The sequence below is a fragment of the Saprospiraceae bacterium genome, from assembly GCA_016710235.1.
Taxonomy (GTDB): domain Bacteria; phylum Bacteroidota; class Bacteroidia; order Chitinophagales; family Saprospiraceae; genus Vicinibacter.
On sequence record JADJLG010000001.1, the window covers coordinates 1,478,577 to 1,496,038 of the forward strand.

The window sequence follows — 17,462 nt, forward strand, 5'->3', positions numbered from 1 at the left end:
TGTGGTTAAAATTAAATTTTGCTTTAAGACAATGTGTTTCATTATAATAAATTTATGGGTTAATAAAAAAAATTCCGGTTTTTGGGAATCGACTGTGTTGCTTTATTCTTTTTGAACCATAGGCAGTACTTTTTAGTATTCTATTTTCAAAGTTAAGAAAAATACAACGAATTGTCAATAAATATTTAATATATTTTTTAAAATAATATGTCGAGAAGGATTTACCGCACAAACTTCATTGATCCTTTAACGTTTATAGATGTGATTGCCTATTTTATTTCAACTTGTAAGACTATTTGATTATTATGGATCTCTTCTCAGTATCTGATCGTGCTTTAAACAAAGTAAAATTTGATAAAGCGTATACAAGACTAAACCCAAGGCAGCGTGAAGCTGTAGAAAGTATTGAGGGTCCTGTTATGGTAATAGCGGGTCCCGGTACCGGTAAGACACAGATTCTTTCTGTACGTATTGGAAATATTCTCAGAAAGACGGATACTGATCCAAGAAGTATATTGTGTCTCACATACACAGATTCCGGAGCGATGAATATGAGACAACGCTTGCTCGAGTTTATTGGAAGTGATGCATATTCAGTGGGTATTTTTACTTTTCACAGCTTTTGCAATAAAATCATCAAAGATCATCCCGATGAGTTTAGAATCCGAGATGGTCAGGAGAAAGTCTCAGACCTGGAATATGCTGAACTGCTCGAAGAAATTTTCGATGAATTGTCACCGGAAGATATACTCTATCATTCGCAGCAATTCAATCAAAATAATATATACAGATTAAAGCAGTTTCACGAACTGAGAAAAAAAGAAAACTGGGATCCAAATGACATCATTGCATTACTGGATGAGGAAGAAAAAAATGCTCCCGACGATCCACAGTTTCAGTACCAGATCAATCGTAAGCCCTTCAAAATAGGAGATCTCAATGTAAATAAACTCAATAAAGCCAGAGCTTCCTGGGAAAGAACCAGATCATTCTGCAGATTGTCCCTGCGCATAGATGAAAAAATGGCTGAAAGATCACTCTATGACTACTACGACATGATCAGATGGGTTCTGGATAAATTTAAAATGGATGATGCTTTTTTGGCAAGTTATCAGGAACAGTTTCTCTACATTTTGGTAGATGAGTATCAGGATACGAATGGAAGTCAGAATGATTTACTCTATTCATTATTGTCATTCGATCAACAACCCAACATTTTTGTAGTGGGTGATGATGATCAGGCGATCTTTAGGTTTCAGGGAGCCAAAATGGACAATATGCTGGAATTCAAAGATAAATTCCATCCTAAGCTGATCGTCCTCGAAGACAATTATCGATCGACTCAAGCTGTCTTGGATGCTGCAAAGTTGCTCATAACACCCAACAGGAAAAGGTTAATCAACCAAATCCCTCACCTTAGTAAAAACTTAAAATCCAGGGGTGAAGGATTGGCAGGAGGGCCCCGGGTCAATTTGACTTCTTATTCCTCACCAGATATTGAAATGGTGGAAGTTGTGGATCGGATAGAACGATTGATAGAAGCCGGAACCACTCCTTCAGAAATTGCCGTTCTATTCCGTAAAAATATAGGTGCAGAAAAATATGCTTCTTACATGCAAAGCAGGGAAATTCCTTGTTCAGTAAGTAAGGAACTGAATGTTTTGAAAACATCCCTGATCAAACATATACAGCTAGTTTTAAAATTCATTTTAGAAGAAAGGCGAAATCCACTACAGAATGATGATTTGCTTTATGAGATGATGCATTTTCCCTACTTTAATATCAACCAATATTCCATTTCGAAGTTGGCATGGCATCATCAGAGCTTTAGAATATCATTACAGGGATCAGAAAACAAATCTCCATCAGATCTGCAGAGTATGTTAGTCACTGATTCTACACTCAAGGAAAGCTTGAGTACAGAGAGTATATCAGAGTTTGTGAGCTTTGTACAAATCATGCAGGAGCTTGTGAAGTCATCATTTGACCTCACCTTGCAGATGTTGATTGAAAAAATATTTCACAGTTGTCATATTCTTTCTCACACCATAAAAAGTGAAGATAAATACCTGAGATTGGATATAATGCAGAGCTATTTTGAAATGGTAAAAAATGAATCTGCAAAGAATCCAGACCTTGATTTGGTAGCTTTTTTGCAAATGGTGGAGTTGATGGTGCAACACAATATCACACTGCCATTGCAGTTAGTAATTGGCAATCGGACAGGAGTGCAGTTGTTTACAGTGCACAAGTCCAAGGGTCTCGAATATGAGCAGGTATTTATTCCGGATGTCGTCACTTCAAGTTGGGATAAAGGGCCTGACAAAAAATTCAAACTTCCAAGCGCTTGGTCTTCGCAGCAATCAGCTTCAGTCAAGGAATCAACCGAAGATGAAAAATCTGAAGTTAGAGAAGAAAACCGGAGACTATTTTATGTGGGGATGACACGTGCCAAAAAGGAACTTTACATTTCATATCACCAAGATCATGAATCAAAATCCAAATCCCAGATGTCAGAACTTTTGGTGGATTTGGATGCCTCGGATCATCTTAACAGAAGTATTGTAGACCAGACTACTGAGTTCAAATTGGGACAATTGGTCATTTCTAAATTGTCCGAAGATCTCAAGAAAATAGACCTTTCTGATGAAGTAAAATACAATTCATTCCTTGAAAATTTCAGACTCAGTCCAACATCATTCAATAGCTATATTCGATGTCCGGTATCATTTTATTATGAAAAGGTGTTGAAAATACCTGCAGCCAGAACTGCGGTATTGGGTTATGGTAATGCAGTACATTATGCCTTGGAAATTTATGGAAAGAAATACTTCAAAGAAGGTGTTTTGGATGAAGATCAGCTGCATTCATTTTTTGTCATTGGTATGGAAAAGTATCGTTCACATTTTTCACCAAAAGAATGGGATCATTATCTTGACGAGGGCAAACGAACTTTATTCCCATTTGTAGCATATTATATTGAGGAGTGGAGTCAACAGGAAGAGCGTTTTTTTGAGAAGCCAATTAGCGCAGCTTATTACCAGGGTGTTCCCGTCAGTGGAAAACTAGATCGAATAGATATATTAGGGGATAAGTGTCAGGTCGTGGATTACAAAACGGGTAATTCTTCAAAAGTAAAAGAGAAAACCAGTCCGATCAAGAATAATCTTCCACATGGAGGAGAATATTGGCGGCAAATGATTTTTTATGGATTATTGCTCGACCAATTCAAAGAGTTTTCTGGAAAATACCTTTCTTCAGCATTTTACTTTGTCAATAAAAATAAGGAAGACGAATTTGTGAAGGCAGAAATCATGTTGACATCTTCGGAAAAAGAAATAGTAGGAGCTATGGTTGTGGACGTATACGAAAAAATAAAGAATAAAGTTTTCAATCCAGGTTGCGGTAAGCCGGAATGCAGGTGGTGTCAGTACATAGATTTGGGGGATGCAAAAATTATTAATGAAAATGATTCGGAATTGGATGAGACTTTTGACGAGGATTAATCTAGATCTTCGCCTTTGAGTTTTTCCATATTTTCTGCCACACGCAATGCCTCAATAATTTCTTCAATATTGCCTTCCATGATGTCTGACAGATTATAAAGTGTAAGACCTATACGATGATCAGTTAATCTGTTTTGAGGAAAATTATAAGTCCTGATTTTATCAGAGCGGTCCCCTGATCCAACCAGCGATTTTCTGGCTGCTGCCACGGTATTTTCATATTTTTCTACCTGAGCATCTTTGATTTTTTGTAGTAATCGGCCAAAAGCGATTTCACGATTTTTGTGTTGGCTCCTGCTGTCCATGCTTTCAGCCACCACTCCTGTAGGAATATGCGTAAAACGAACGCCGGACTCCGTTTTGTTAACGTGTTGACCGCCTGCTCCACTGGAGCGAAATGTATCAACTCTGAGATCAGCTTTATTGATGTTTACGTCTTCCATTTCCAGTTTTGGCATGACTACGACAGTTGCTGCGGAGGTATGTACCCTACCTGAAGACTCAGTATCCGGAACGCGTTGGACTCGATGAGCTCCGGATTCAAATTTAAGTTTTCCAAATACATCTTGACCAGAAATGTCCAGAACGATTTTATTATACCCTCCTACACTTCCAAGATTTTCGTACAGCACCTCATAAGTCCAGCCTTGCATATCAAAATACCTGCTGTACATCCGCATCAGGTCTCCAGCAAACAAACTCGCTTCGTTACCTCCGGTGCCCGATCGTATTTCGAAAATGACATCTTTACTATCTTCGGGATCTTTGGGCACGAGCATGAGTTTTAACTCATCTTCCAATACGCTCTGTCGATCTTTAGCTTCAAGAAGAACAGTTTGACCTAAATCTGCCATCTCCGGATCACCTGAATCCATCATTTCTCTGCCGCCAAGGATGTCATTTTCAAGTTTTTTGAATTCTTCATAATGTTTGATGATCGGTAGCAGGTCTTTGTAGTCTTTGCTGATCTTCGTATATTCTTTCACATCGGATACAATGGAAGGATCTGACATCCTTTCTTCAAGGTATTGGTATCGCTCGTACACGGCTTGCAGTCTTTTGATCAGATCCATAGAAATAGAAATGGCGGCGCAAACCTACAATTTTTTTCTTTGCCTGTCGAACTAAGGAACGGATGTAAGGTGATTTCGCTCCAGCATTATCCTATTCATTCACTGCTGGACAAAATGTAAAAACCATTCAAAAGCCTCTGTTTACTTCTAGTAGTGCAGATCATTTGAATGGATTAAAATGTAAGCTCCAAATTTTGGTTTTCAATCAGTACCACCTGAAAAAATTTAACAATGTTCAGCTTTTCCGGGTACCTGAACAATTGCTTGAAATGCCGGTGCCTTATAGACTTTGGATGAAATAATCAGATATTGTTTAGCTTTGGGCAATGATCAACATTCAATTGCTTTCAGATATCTGCAGAGCCCAGGGTGCACCCGGTTATGAAAATGAGATCCGAAATCTGATTTTATCTCAGCTTGAAGGTAAAGTAGATCATCTTGAAGTGGATCCTATGGGAAATATCATTGCGATGAAACGAGGTCGCAGTAGAAAGAAGCTCTTGTTTTCCGCTCATATGGACGAAATCGGATTTATTGTCCAGCATATAGATGATGATGGATTCGTCAAATTCCTGCCACTAGGCGGCTTTGACCCAAAGACACTTACCGCACAAAGAGTTATTATCCAGGGTAAGAAAAACATTATCGGAGTCATGGGTAGCAAGCCCATACACCTGATGTCTCCCGAGGAGCGCAATAAAGTCCCTGCCATCAAGGATTATTTTATTGATACCGGTTTGACGAAGACAGAACTTGAAGATTTCATTTCAGTGGGAGATCCGATCACCAGAGAAAGAGAGCTGATTGAAATGGGAGATTGTATCAATGCAAAGTCTCTGGACAATCGAATTTCTGTGTATGCTCTGCTCCAGGCAATTCTCGAAATTTCAGAACCCTCCCTGGACACCTATGCAGTGTTTAGTGTGCAGGAAGAGGTCGGATTGCGTGGTGCGAAGGTAGCAGCTCACAGGGTCCAGGCAGATTATGCGATCAATCTGGATACTACAATTGCTTTTGATGTGCCGGGCTCACAATCTTATGAAGTAGTCACCAGGCTTGGTCAGGGTACAGCTATTAAGTGGATGGACTCCAGCGTACTTTGTGACCAAAGGCTAATCCGATTTCTCAAATCTTGTGCTGTCGCAAGAGGGATACCTTGGCAACCCGAACTTCTTCCTGCGGGGGGAACAGATACCGGCGTAGTGCAACAAGCGGCCGGAGGATGTATTGCAGGAGCCATTTCAATTCCAACAAGACATATTCACCAAGTCATTGAAATGGTAAATCGCAATGACGTCAGACATACTATTGACCTTTGCCTTGAAGCGATGATAAAAATAGACAGCTATGATTTTTCGTTCTGATTCAGTAATCAGTCTTAATAAAAATCAATGAAGTATTATGTGGGTTGAGAAGGACAACAAACTATGTGCAAGTTTTCGATTCAAAGATTTCACTGAAGCCTTTGCCTTTATGACAGAAGTCGCTATGTTTTGTGAGAGAACCAATCATCATCCTGATTGGTCAAATAGTTGGAATAAAGTGGATGTTCAATTAAACACACATAGTGCAGGTGGTATCATTACAGATAAGGATAAGTTGCTTGCAGACAAGATGGAAAAAACGTACCGACGCTATAAAATCGAAGCGAGACCTGAGTGAATCATAGTCCCAGGAGTTGAATCGCTTTGAAGGTCCGCAAATCTTACAAATACTCCGCTATCTTTGAGCACTCATAGTCTGCTGAATGAATTATCTCAAGCTCGAAGGAATAAGTAAGTCTTACGGTGAAAAGCTGCTTTTCAATCAGATCGATCTATTGATCAATCAGGGTGATAAAGTTGCAATCATTGCTCGCAATGGAAGTGGAAAATCAAGCTTGCTCCGGATAGCTGCCGGGATAGACACACCTGAAGGTGAAAAAGCTGACTATTGGATCAATAAGGATATCAAAGCAGTTTATTTGGCTCAGGAGCCCAATCTCCAGGATGAAGGCAACATATTGGAATCTTTGCTACATTCTGACGAACATTGGTTAAAACCGCTTAAAGCACTCCATGAAGCACAAGCATCCCATGATCCCCAAAAAATAGAGCAAGCTTTACACCTGATGGAGGAAAGTAAGGCTTGGGAGATTGAAACGAATATCAACGAGCTACTGAGTAGGTGCAATCTTCCGGATGTTAACTTTCCTGTGAGAAAACTTTCAGGAGGTCAGAGAAAACGCCTCGCACTTGTTCATGCTCTCTGTCACCAACCCGATTTTCTGATTCTGGACGAGCCCACCAATCATCTCGACCTTGAAATGATAGAGTGGTTGGAAAAATACCTGGATCAATCGCAGATTACTTTGCTCATGGTGACGCATGACAGATATTTTTTAAATAGAGTTTGCAATGTCATTCTCGAGCTGGATCGTGGACAACTTTACAAGTATATCGGTGATTATGAAAGTTACCTTGAAAAGAAAGCGCTGAGGCAACTCAATGAAGCAGTTGAAAAAGACAAAACAGAAAAATGGCTTAAAAAAGAACTGCAATGGGTGCAAAGAATGCCAAAGGCCAGAACGACCAAGTCCAAATCCAGAGTAGATCAGTTTTATGATGTCAAAGAAAGTTTACAAGGGCCAAAGGAACCTGGCGAAATAGAATTTGAAATCGAGACCCCAAGACTAGGTACAAAAGTGCTTGAGTTGCATCAGGTTATCAAGTCCTATTCCGATCGAAAAATCATCAATGGTTTTTCTTACAAATTTAAACCTAAGGATCGTGTGGGTATAGTTGGTCCCAACGGTGCGGGAAAAACAACTTTACTCAAATTATTTACTGGACAAATTAAAACGGATCAGGGCAAAATTATTATCGGTGAAACAGTCCATTTCGGATATTATGAGCAAGATGGATTGATCCTGGATGAAGACAGGAAAGTAATAGACGTCGTCAGGTCAATCGCTGACTATATTCCATTAAAAAAATCACACAAACTTTCAGCCGAATCATTGTTGGAAAAATTTTTATTTCCAAGACCTCAACAGCAAGTTTTTGTTTCCCAACTCAGCGGAGGGGAGAGAAGGAGACTTTATCTGCTCACAGTGCTGATCAGTAATCCTAATTTTCTCATCCTCGACGAGCCTACAAATGATCTGGATATCATCACACTCAATGTATTGGAAGAATTTTTGCTTGATTTTCCTGGTGTAGTAGTGATTGTTTCCCATGACAGGTATTTTATGGACAAGATTGTGGAGCATCTTTTTGTTCTGGAAAAAGATGGTCAACTAAGAGATTTTCCCGGAAATTATTCCCGATATAGAGAGTCTTTAAAAGCAGAAACATCAGCTCTTGTATCAAGTTCTGACCCTCCTGTGGATCAACCTAAAGTCGAGAGGCCACGCAATAACAAGCTCAGCAATCAGTTTAAAAAAGAAATGAACAAAATAGAAGCTGAGAATGAAAAACTAATGAAAGAAAGAGATGCACTGGTTCTGCTTTTTTCAGAAGAAACAATGAGTAATGATCGCATTAGCGATCTAAATAAGAGACTCATAGAAATTCAACGTATTATCGATACGAATGAGATGAGATGGATGGAACTCGCTGAGATGGAATAAAAGAATATTTGCCCCTATAATGAACGCACTCAAATATTTTTATTCAGGATTTATTTTATATTTTTTCTTCAAATGTTTGAGCACCTTGGCTTCCAGATAGAAAATGATTTCTTCAGCGATGTTTTTGCACTGATCTCCTACTCGTTCCAACTTTCGGATAGAGGAAAGACAATTCAAAGATTGTTCAATGTTCTCAGGATTTTGTCGAATGTATTCTGCGATTTTTTCATTCGCATTGCGGTTAATAACATCAAGTATTTCATCTCTTGCAAAAATTGTTCTTGCAAGTTGTGAATCCTCTTGTTCAAAGGATTTTAACAAGGACTCCAACATCTCAATGGATTCGTCCATCATGCGATAAATTTCGCTCTGTGCTACTAAATTAGGTTCAAAAGCAGCGTTGGATTGGATGACGAGTTTGGCAATCCCCTGAGCGATATCACCTGTTCTTTCGAGATTATTATTTATTTTTAATATAGCCAGAACAAATCTCAAATCTATTGCAACAGGATTGAATAATGCTATAATATTTTCACAGTCCTGATCTATTTTCAGTTCCATGGCATTAACTCTTTTCTCGGTAGCATTTACTTCTCTCGCAATATCAGAATCGAATTGTTGCAATGCCATCCTGGTTTTTTTAATTTGAGAAATGACAAGATTCCACATTTGCACAGTGGTCTGTCTGAGTTCCTGCAATTCAGTTTCGAGATGATTCATATTCCTTTCTTTTTGTATTCAATGATAATCCATTTAACCAAAGCGGCCTGTGATATAGTTTTGGGTGAGCTCTTTATTGGGATTGGTAAATATTTTTTTTGTTTGGTCGAATTCGATCAGATCTCCTAAATAAAAAAATGCCGTCTTATCACTTACTCTGGCTGCTTGTTGCATATTGTGTGTCACAATGATGATCGTAAGATTTTCTTTGAGTTGGTATATGAGTTCTTCAATTTTTGCTGTAGATATCGGGTCGAGGGCAGACGCTGGTTCATCCATTAGCAGGATCGTCGGATCCACAGCCAGTGCACGCGCTATGCATAATCTTTGTTGTTGTCCTCCTGAAAGTGAGAGAGCGGATTTACTTAATTCATCCTTGACCTCATTCCAAAGTGCTGCTTGAATGAGAGATTTTTCGGCAATTTCGTCCAGTTGACTTTTTTGGCGAACTCCTTGGATTTTCAACCCATAAACAACATTTTCATATATTGATTTTGGAAAGGGATTTGGTTTTTGAAAAACCATCCCAACTCTCTTCCTCAAATCTTCTACTATGACATCTTTATCATAAATGTTCTTCCCATCGATTCGGATGACACCTGTTTTTCGGAAATCTTCGATATAATCATTCATTCTGTTGATACATCTTAAAAAAGTAGATTTCCCACATCCGGAAGGCCCGATGAATGCAGTGACAGTGTTGCTCTCTATCGAAAGACTGGCATCATGGATCACCCTTTTAGAGCCGTAGTAAACGTCTATATTTTCAGCTGTCAGTTTTGTCATATAAAATCATTACCAGTTAACTTTTTTTTGCCATCTGTTACGCAAATAAATTGCCAATCCATTCAAGATCAAAATAATGACCAAAAGAATAATGATTGCAGCAGATGCATTGATAATAAAGCCCGGTTGTGGTCTGGACAACCAGTTGAATATTTGGATGGGCAACACCGAAAAATCGTCAAGTGGTGTACTCGGTAGTGAAGATATATAAAGCATTGCTCCGATGACAATGAGTGGAGCTGACTCGCCAATTGCTCTGGACATCGCAAGGATCACACCTGTTAGAATTCCTCCTGAGGCTGCCGGCAAAACCTGATGCAGTATGGTCTGCCATTTTGTTCCTCCAAGTGCGTAAGATGCTTCCCGAATGGTCTTTGGCACAGCTTTCAAGGCTTCTCTTGTAGCCACAATGATGACAGGCAGAATGAGGAGAGAAAGTGTAAGTGCACCGGCCAGTAAGCTTTTTCCTAATCCAAGCCACCTCACAAAAATTTCCAATGCAAGTAGTCCGTAAATGATCGATGGTACACCTGCCAGATTGGCGATATTGATTTCTATCAATGCGTTGAGCTTTGATTTTCGTCCATATTCTTCCAGATATACTCCTGAAAATACACCAAGAGGAATAGCAATGACCAAGGTCAAGGCAAGTATGTAAAAGGATCCAACAAGAGGTACGATGATTCCTGCTTTTTCAGGGGATCTTGAAGGAAATGAACTTAGGAAAGTCCAATCTATTCTTGATGCCCCTTCGCTCAATAATTTGATGAGAAAAAAAGCGAGTATCATCAATGCAAAAAACGTGCAAGCCAAACCAAAGTAGCGGAACATTTTATCCATCATCATAGATGTCGAACTGTTCGATTTAGACAATTTACTCATACTTTTCCTGCAATCTTTTTTTCATCCAAAAACTGAGATTGTTCAACGCGAATGTTAAAACAAAAAGCGCTATCCCGGCTGCAAATATGGTTTGGTATTCCAGAGAACCCTGAACGACATCCCCAAGACTCACCTGAACGATGAACGTGGTAATGGTCTCAATAGGTACCAGAGGGTTTGCTGTCAGTCTGGGTTGCTGACCTGCAGCAATGGCCACGATCATGGTTTCTCCCACGGCTCGAGAAATGGCTAGTATCACTGACATGATGATGCCTGATGATGCTGCGGGAAGCAATACTTTGAATGAAGTCTGAAATTTTGTCGCGCCTAATCCGTAGGAAGCTTCTCTCAAAGACTTGGGGACAGCAAATAAGGCGTCCTCACTCAAAGAAGATATAAAGGGAATGATCATAATTCCCATCACAATTCCTGGAGATAAGGCATTGAATCCGGACATTCCGGGTATCCACTTTTGCAGGAAAGGTGTGACGACCATGAGAGCAAAATAGCCATAGACTACGGTAGGTACCACGGCCAGTATTTCTAAGACAGGTTTGACTATTCTTCGAAAAGATTTCGGGGCATATTCATTGATGTATATCGCAATAGTCAGACCAAGGGGTAAGGCGACTGCTATGGCAATCAAAGAAGTCAATACTGTACCTGATACCAAGGGTAGGATTCCAAATTTTTTTTCTGCGAAAAGCGGAGTCCATTCTGTCCCTGTAAGAAACTCAACGATAGAAACATGACGAAAGAAAATCATAGACTCAGTAAAGAGCACCCACAGTATTCCAATACTGGTCAGTACACTCACTGCTGCACATGCAAGCAGAAATGTTTCAATTAATTTTTCCTTCGTTTTAATTCCCTTGAGTAGCATAATAGCTCCTTACTTCACTTGAATATTGGCGACAAAAGAGTCCCATTTTTGATGTTGCTGGTTAATTTCCTCAGTGGTCAGTGGAACATATCCTATTTCTTTGGCCAATGTTTCCACATGTTCAAAGTAGAACTGAACAAAATCCCTGACCTCCTGTCTTTCAGCAGCTTTGCTATTGATATAGATCATGAGTGGTCTGCCGAGTGGGGCATAATTTTTATTTTTAACTGTTTCGATCGAAGGTTTTATTGCACCGGCACCGTTTTCAGCTTTTCCATCATCCAATCCGATGAGTTTTAATTTATTCATATTTTCTTCGTAGTAAGCCAGTCCAAAAAATCCTAATGCTAGCTTATCATTCATGATACCTTGCACCAATACATGATCATCCTCACTGGCAGTGTAATCTCCACGACTCGAGTGACTCTTGCCTACAATTGCTTCTGTAAAATAATCATAAGTTCCGCTTTCGACTCCAGGGCCAAAGAGATGGATTTCTTCATTTGGCCATTCAGGTCTGATTTGATTCCATTTTTTGATAGTTCCCTGTGCAGCTGGTTCCCACAACTTTTTGAGTTCTTCTACAGTAAAATCATTGCACCAGGTATTTTGAGGATTTGCCACTATTGCTAATCCATCATATGCGATCAATAGGTCTAAATATTCTATATTATGAGCTTTTGCCAGACTGTCTTCAGCAGGTTTTATTGCTCTGGATGCATCGTTGATATCAATTTCGCCTCTGCCAAATTTCTTGAATCCACCGCCTGTACCTGAGAGCCCGGCAGCTACTTTGACATTTGGAAATTTCTTATTGAATTCTTCTGTAACAGCTTCTGTAATGGGATATACCGTACTCGAACCGTCTATGGTGATCGATTGAGTTTTGCTTCCTGAAGCACCCGATTCAGGGCTTGAATTTTTGCATGCAGTTCCCAACAGCATAACTGCTGTTAATGCGAGTAAAGCGTTTTTCATGAAATGAAAGTTAATTTGTGTTTGAATGATAATTCCTTCGAAATGTAGTATCAGAATCTAATAAGTTTTTACCGTTATCTGATAATTCATTGCAAAGGTATTGGGATGCATGCAGCTGTCCCGATTTCCAATATTAAGTAAATATTAATTCTTATTGCAATGCAGCGGAGCCATCCTTCTGGCCTTGCGAAATAGTATTAAAAGAGGAGAGTCCTCCATTTATGAAGAAGGAAACATTTACTTACTGTTTCGAGGTCTGTATTTTGATTCTTCCAAAATCTTTTGAGGGGAAGTTTCAGCAATTAAGTCCGGCAAAGAAATACCGGGATGTCGGTCCATATAAGAAGAAACGATTTGATATCCTATGAAGCATCCGGTTCGACCGGGTGCTTCCTTTGGCATACCGGGAGAATTAGGACTGTAATCCACGTACTTAATAAATTTCATTCGATCGGTTTCATACATCAGCTTTTCATTCAAAAAGTATGACCAAATATTGGCTTCATTTTCTTGACACCATCTCATTTGGGAAGCACTGAATTCAAACAATACGCTGTCTTGTGCCTGGGGTAATATTCTGGAAAGTATATAAAGTTTCTTACCCTGTTGGATCATATTATCAATAAATTTAGCTCCTGTTTCGGTCCCCAGTTTATCTTCCACCCATATCTCCCAGGTTTTTTTGGCTACATGGTCCCTGTTAAAACTGCGTGTGATATATTCAGAAAACGCAGAATTTCTTGGATCGAGATCCTTGTAATGAATGGCATTTCCGAGAAAAAAATCCAGACCAATACCAATTCCTTCTGTTTTTTGATCGGGAGCGAATATGAAATTTCCAACAGAAAACTCATTGTACATCGTATAAAAATGAATAGGGAGAGATCCGGGAAAATAATGCCTCATGAATCGGGCACCTTGATCGATTTGTTCCTTAATATCTTCGATATTACCGTACTGTTGTTGAATCAGTGAAAGCACTTTTTCAGTGAGACTGTCATGTCTGAGTCTCCTCAATTCTCCGGTAAAAGAGCTGTCTTTGGGGTCAACCTTTCGATCAAAACCTAGAATGTTTCCAAAGTACAATTTATAGAACTCAGGTTGTGTTTTCTGCCAATCATTCAGGTAAGAGCTTAAGGAATCCTCCTTACCTAGGAAAAATTGTTCTTCAGATCGATACCAGCTGGTTTGTGGATCTATACTACTCACATTTGGAACATTTGCCCTTTGGTTTTGGTTACAAGAAAAGCCCACCACAAAAATCCAGGCGAACAAGAGTTTGAAGTCGTATGTTTGTGCCATATGCGGTATTAAACTGCGAACAAATTGTTCTTTTTATATCAAACGATTCTTTTTACAAACAATTTTTACACATTGCAGTCTACAAAATGGCGAATGCAATGCAATGAAATATTTAAATAACTACAGTTCTTTATAAAATCAAACAGATGAAAAAAGTTGTAATCTATTTACTTTTCTTACTGCCTTTGGCAGCTTCAGCTCAATTCGAAAATCTAAAAGTAAGCTTTATTCTTGGCCCGAATTTGAGTTGGATGGGATCAAATGACTCTAAAGTTACTTCTGATGGAGCCAATTTGGGCTTCAAAATGCATGTTCTAGGGGAATATTTGCTCAATGATCGATACTCTTTCACAGGTGGTTTGGGTTTGAGTTTTCTACAAGGGGGTAAACTGAGTTTTGCCCAAGGTGGAAATCTATGGTCTGAAGCAGAATTGGGCATCCCGAAAAAAGATTCATTGTCAAATGGAGTTGTACTGGGATATAGGGTAAATTATGCAGAAATACCTTTCGGATTTAAAATGAGAACGGATCCATTTGGAAAATGGCGATTTTATGCGAATGTTCCGGAGTTTTCGATCGGACTTAAATCAAGAGCACGGGGTTCTATTGATAAAAATATCAATAATTCGACCAAGGAAAATATTTCTAAGGAAATCGCATTTCTGAACATTTCTTGGGCTGCCGGGATAGGGACAGAATATTCTCTTTCAGACAATCTGGCTATTATCGCAGGGATTAGATATTTTCAGAGTATCACTGACATAACCGATGACAGTGGAAGGTATTTCGATGGAAGCAAGGAAGATTCCAAGGGAACCATCTACAATATCGACTTCAGGATAGGTGTCTTATTTTAGATTCAAAATGGACTTAAAACGGTTTATTGAAGAAAGCCTATCTGAGGATGTCAGGTCTGGAGATATCACCTCGTTGGCATGTGTACCAATCACTAACAAGTCTGTAGCACATCTAAAAGTCAAAGATGACGGTGTACTGGCAGGAGTTGAATTCGCAAGAATGGTTTTCGACTTTGTCGATCCTGCGATTCAATTTGAGCAAACGATTTCTGATGGGACTTCCGTAAAGTATGGCGATATCGCTTTTGAGGTGCGTGGATCCAGCAGAGATTTGTTAAAAGCTGAGAGATTAGTATTGAACGCCATGCAAAGAATGAGCGGTATTGCAAGTTTGAGTAGAAAATTTGCCGAGGCCGTTTCTGGACTTCCTGTGACTATTTTGGATACGAGGAAAACCACGCCCCTGAATCGCCAATTGGAAAAGTGGGCTGTGCGTATCGGAGGTTGCCACAACTACAGGGATGGCTTGTATGATTGGTTTATGATCAAGGACAATCATATCGAAGCTTGTGGTTCCATTACAGATGCCATCAAAGCAGTCAAAGCTTATCAACATCAGAATGGTATGGAACAAATAGGAATCACTGTGGAGGTTAGAAACCTGGATGAATGTGAGCAAGTGCTGTCTATCGGAGGTGTGAACCGTATCATGTTGGACAACTTTGATACGGGATTGTTGAAGGAAGCGGTCAGTTTGATAGACCATCGCTTTGAAACCGAAGCTTCCGGAGGAGTAAACCTACAAACTGTACGTCCGATCGCTTTATGCGGAGTGGACTTCATTTCCGTAGGAGCACTCACTCACAGTGCCGGAAGCCTCGATTTAAGCTTGAAGATACAATAAGCTCAGGCCGGATAAGTTGCTAGAAGATATACAACCAATACAGTTGTGAATATCATCACCAACCAAAACCTAAGATCCTTGTAGAATGCCACTGGGGACTGGTCCGTCTTCATACACTTTTGATTTTTGGTTATTAACAATAAATCGTTTTCTTCACTGTTGTTGGTGAGTATTGCATAGCACAAGCAAAATGATTCAATACTCTATTCATTTTTACTTTTCCGAATATACAATACACACACACGACCCCGACATCATCATGTCAGCGCAATACAGAACAACCGGAGTTGTCCCCTGGTCAAAAATCTATCGGCAAAACAAGGTGGCTATTTTTCAAGCCTGATCGGTTTATTCAGACATCCTATACTTTTCAAAAATGATGCCATAACAGATTCATGTAATATGACATAGTATACAGTGTTTTCAGGTATCCTGTGATAAAAAATCATCATGTGAGTTCGAAATAAAAGATTTTTTTTTGAATTATTTTTGGGCCTGAAATCAAGCCTCAGGATGAAATTCCTTCCTGCTTTTTCTGGCATGATTTGAAAACTCAAGTCGGTAGCAGATTCCTATATAAAGGAGCAAGATTGAAATATTGATGAAGTACTTCATCAAAGCGGAGAGGCTTATTGAGGAATAAAAATAATCTGTGAGGATACTTATCCCTACCGCTGCCAATAAGTATCCGCTCATTCTCATCAACGGATAACTTTGAGACATATATTTATTTCCGATCAGGTAGGATACGACAGTGATAAAAAGATTGCACACCAATAGTATCCAGGCAGTAGCTGTTGTACCATAGAGTGGTATTAGCCATACACTTAGCACAGCAGTTATCAAAAGTGATATCAGGCTGATCCAGGCAGCGATAAATGTTCGATCTGACAGTTTATACCATGTAGAGAAGTTAGAAGACAAACCAACAAGAATATTGGAGATGAGCAAAATGCTCAACAGGGACAACGAACCCCTAAAATTCTGGTTAAGCAGCAGAGCGGGAATATCTCTGAACAGGCAAACGATCAGGTAAAGTATAGAAGAAGCGATAATAAAATACAAGCTGGTCTTGCTATATATTTCCACCCTGTCCTTCGCTGTGGCATTCCTGAAGAAAAATGGCTCGGCTGCATAATTAAAAGCTGTTACGAAAATATTCATGATGACGGCAAGCCTCAATACAGCTGAATAGTCAGCAGATTGTTTGAGGTTTTCCAAAGCGGTGCCGGGCATCAGATATTTTAGAAAACTGATTCCTCCAAACTGGTTTATAGTATATGCGATTGTCACAAATACCAAAGGCCAGGTGTAATGAAACAATTTTAGATATAATTTCTTGTCCGGTGGATCAAATGTATGTCTGATTTCGGGAATGAGCAAAGCATAAGAGGAGGCACTTCCTAATACATTTGCCAGAAGGATACAGAAAACTTTTAAATGAGCATCCTGACTCAGCTTCACCCAGGGTTGCACCAGATGCCTGTATTCTATTAATAGAACCGTGAGCAGAATTGTCAGTAATACGGAACTAACTTTAATCAAGGCATATTTACGTGCTTGCTTTTCAAATCTCAATCTTGCAAAAGGGAGTCCAATCATTGCATCGAGGACAATGATCAGGAATGCAGGGATCAAGACATTGCCCAGATCTGGATAAGACAGCCATTCACCAATTTGCTTCCTGAATGCAATGGAAAAAATAGAAAAAAGCACGCACGCGCTTAGTATCATTCGTGATGCAGTCGGGTAGATTGATTTCTTAAATTGATTATCGCTGACAAATCGGAAATACGCCGTTTCCATTCTAAAACTCAAAATACCAACCATCAACGCAATCAAAAAATAAATCTCGGTCTGTAAAGAAAAATATGCTTTTTCATCCTTGAACACGGAAGTGAGGTAAGGTGTCATGATCACAAAATGCAATACACGGACAAGGCTATAGCTCATGCCATACAAAACTGTCTCTTTCAGCAGTGATCGCAGTACACTCAAAGTTAGGACTTGGTTTTACAATG

General features: G+C 39.4%; 14 protein-coding genes. 6 read left to right on the forward strand and 8 right to left on the reverse strand.

Features of this window, described 5'->3' with window-relative positions; genetic code table 11:
* Window positions 1-305: 305 nt before the first annotated feature.
* Window positions 306-3,506: an ATP-dependent helicase gene (locus IPI99_06110; protein MBK7340083.1), complete on the forward strand. Its 3,201-nt coding sequence runs from the start codon at window positions 306-308 to the stop codon at window positions 3,504-3,506.
* Here the strand turns inward: IPI99_06110 and prfA are convergent.
* Window positions 3,503-4,573, reverse strand: coding sequence for a peptide chain release factor 1 (gene prfA / locus IPI99_06115; protein MBK7340084.1), 1,071 nt, complete (start codon window positions 4,571-4,573; stop codon window positions 3,503-3,505). The genes IPI99_06110 and prfA overlap by 4 nt on opposite strands.
* A 332-nt stretch (window positions 4,574-4,905) precedes the next feature.
* Here prfA and IPI99_06120 point away from each other — a divergent pair, with 332 nt between their 5' ends.
* The 3 genes from IPI99_06120 to IPI99_06130 all read left to right on the forward strand — a co-directional run bounded on the left by IPI99_06120 (window position 4,906) and on the right by IPI99_06130 (window position 8,189).
* Window positions 4,906-5,943 (forward strand): M42 family metallopeptidase, encoded by a 1,038-nt coding sequence (locus IPI99_06120; GenBank protein MBK7340085.1) that lies wholly within the window; start codon window positions 4,906-4,908, stop codon window positions 5,941-5,943.
* A 37-nt stretch (window positions 5,944-5,980) separates the two neighbouring features.
* Window positions 5,981-6,241 carry a 4a-hydroxytetrahydrobiopterin dehydratase gene (locus IPI99_06125; GenBank protein ID MBK7340086.1) on the forward strand — a complete coding sequence of 87 codons (261 nt, stop codon included), beginning with the start codon at window positions 5,981-5,983 and terminating at the stop codon, window positions 6,239-6,241.
* 85 nt (window positions 6,242-6,326) lie between these two features.
* Window positions 6,327-8,189, forward strand: coding sequence for an ABC-F family ATP-binding cassette domain-containing protein (locus IPI99_06130; GenBank protein ID MBK7340087.1), 1,863 nt, complete (start codon window positions 6,327-6,329; stop codon window positions 8,187-8,189).
* Between the two features lie 39 nt (window positions 8,190-8,228).
* Here the strand turns inward: IPI99_06130 and phoU are convergent, their stop codons facing one another.
* The 6 genes from phoU to IPI99_06160 form a co-directional block, all read right to left on the reverse strand.
* Window positions 8,229-8,909 carry a phosphate signaling complex protein PhoU gene (gene phoU / locus IPI99_06135; protein ID MBK7340088.1) on the reverse strand — a complete coding sequence of 227 codons (681 nt, stop codon included), beginning with the start codon at window positions 8,907-8,909 and terminating at the stop codon, window positions 8,229-8,231.
* A 33-nt stretch (window positions 8,910-8,942) separates the two neighbouring features.
* Complete coding sequence (locus IPI99_06140) at window positions 8,943-9,695, reverse strand: phosphate ABC transporter ATP-binding protein (GenBank protein MBK7340089.1); 753 nt, start codon at window positions 9,693-9,695, stop codon at window positions 8,943-8,945.
* 9 nt (window positions 9,696-9,704) lie between these two features.
* Entirely contained in the window at window positions 9,705-10,577 is an 873-nt protein-coding gene (gene pstA / locus IPI99_06145; GenBank protein ID MBK7340090.1) for a phosphate ABC transporter permease PstA, read from the reverse strand.
* Window positions 10,570-11,460, reverse strand: a complete 891-nt coding sequence (gene pstC, locus IPI99_06150; protein MBK7340091.1) for a phosphate ABC transporter permease subunit PstC — start codon at window positions 11,458-11,460, stop codon at window positions 10,570-10,572. Before pstC ends, pstA begins: the two co-directional genes overlap by 8 nt.
* A gap of 9 nt (window positions 11,461-11,469) precedes the next feature.
* Complete coding sequence (locus IPI99_06155; GenBank protein MBK7340092.1) at window positions 11,470-12,438, reverse strand: PstS family phosphate ABC transporter substrate-binding protein; 969 nt, start codon at window positions 12,436-12,438, stop codon at window positions 11,470-11,472.
* A gap of 237 nt (window positions 12,439-12,675) precedes the next feature.
* Window positions 12,676-13,740 carry a hypothetical protein gene (locus IPI99_06160; protein ID MBK7340093.1) on the reverse strand — a complete coding sequence of 355 codons (1,065 nt, stop codon included), beginning with the start codon at window positions 13,738-13,740 and terminating at the stop codon, window positions 12,676-12,678.
* 146 nt (window positions 13,741-13,886) lie between these two features.
* Here IPI99_06160 and IPI99_06165 point away from each other — a divergent pair, with 146 nt between their 5' ends.
* Together IPI99_06165 and nadC are read left to right on the forward strand one after the other, a co-directional pair.
* The gene (locus tag IPI99_06165; GenBank protein ID MBK7340094.1) at window positions 13,887-14,597 is read left to right on the forward strand and encodes an outer membrane beta-barrel protein; all 711 of its coding nucleotides are present in this window, start codon (window positions 13,887-13,889) and stop codon (window positions 14,595-14,597) included.
* Between the two features lie 7 nt (window positions 14,598-14,604).
* Entirely contained in the window at window positions 14,605-15,441 is an 837-nt protein-coding gene (gene nadC / locus IPI99_06170; protein MBK7340095.1) for a carboxylating nicotinate-nucleotide diphosphorylase, read from the forward strand.
* Window positions 15,442-15,942: 501 nt separating this feature from the next.
* Here the strand turns inward: nadC and IPI99_06175 are convergent.
* Window positions 15,943-17,439, reverse strand: coding sequence for a polysaccharide biosynthesis protein (locus IPI99_06175; GenBank protein MBK7340096.1), 1,497 nt, complete (start codon window positions 17,437-17,439; stop codon window positions 15,943-15,945).
* Window positions 17,440-17,462 lie beyond the last annotated feature (23 nt).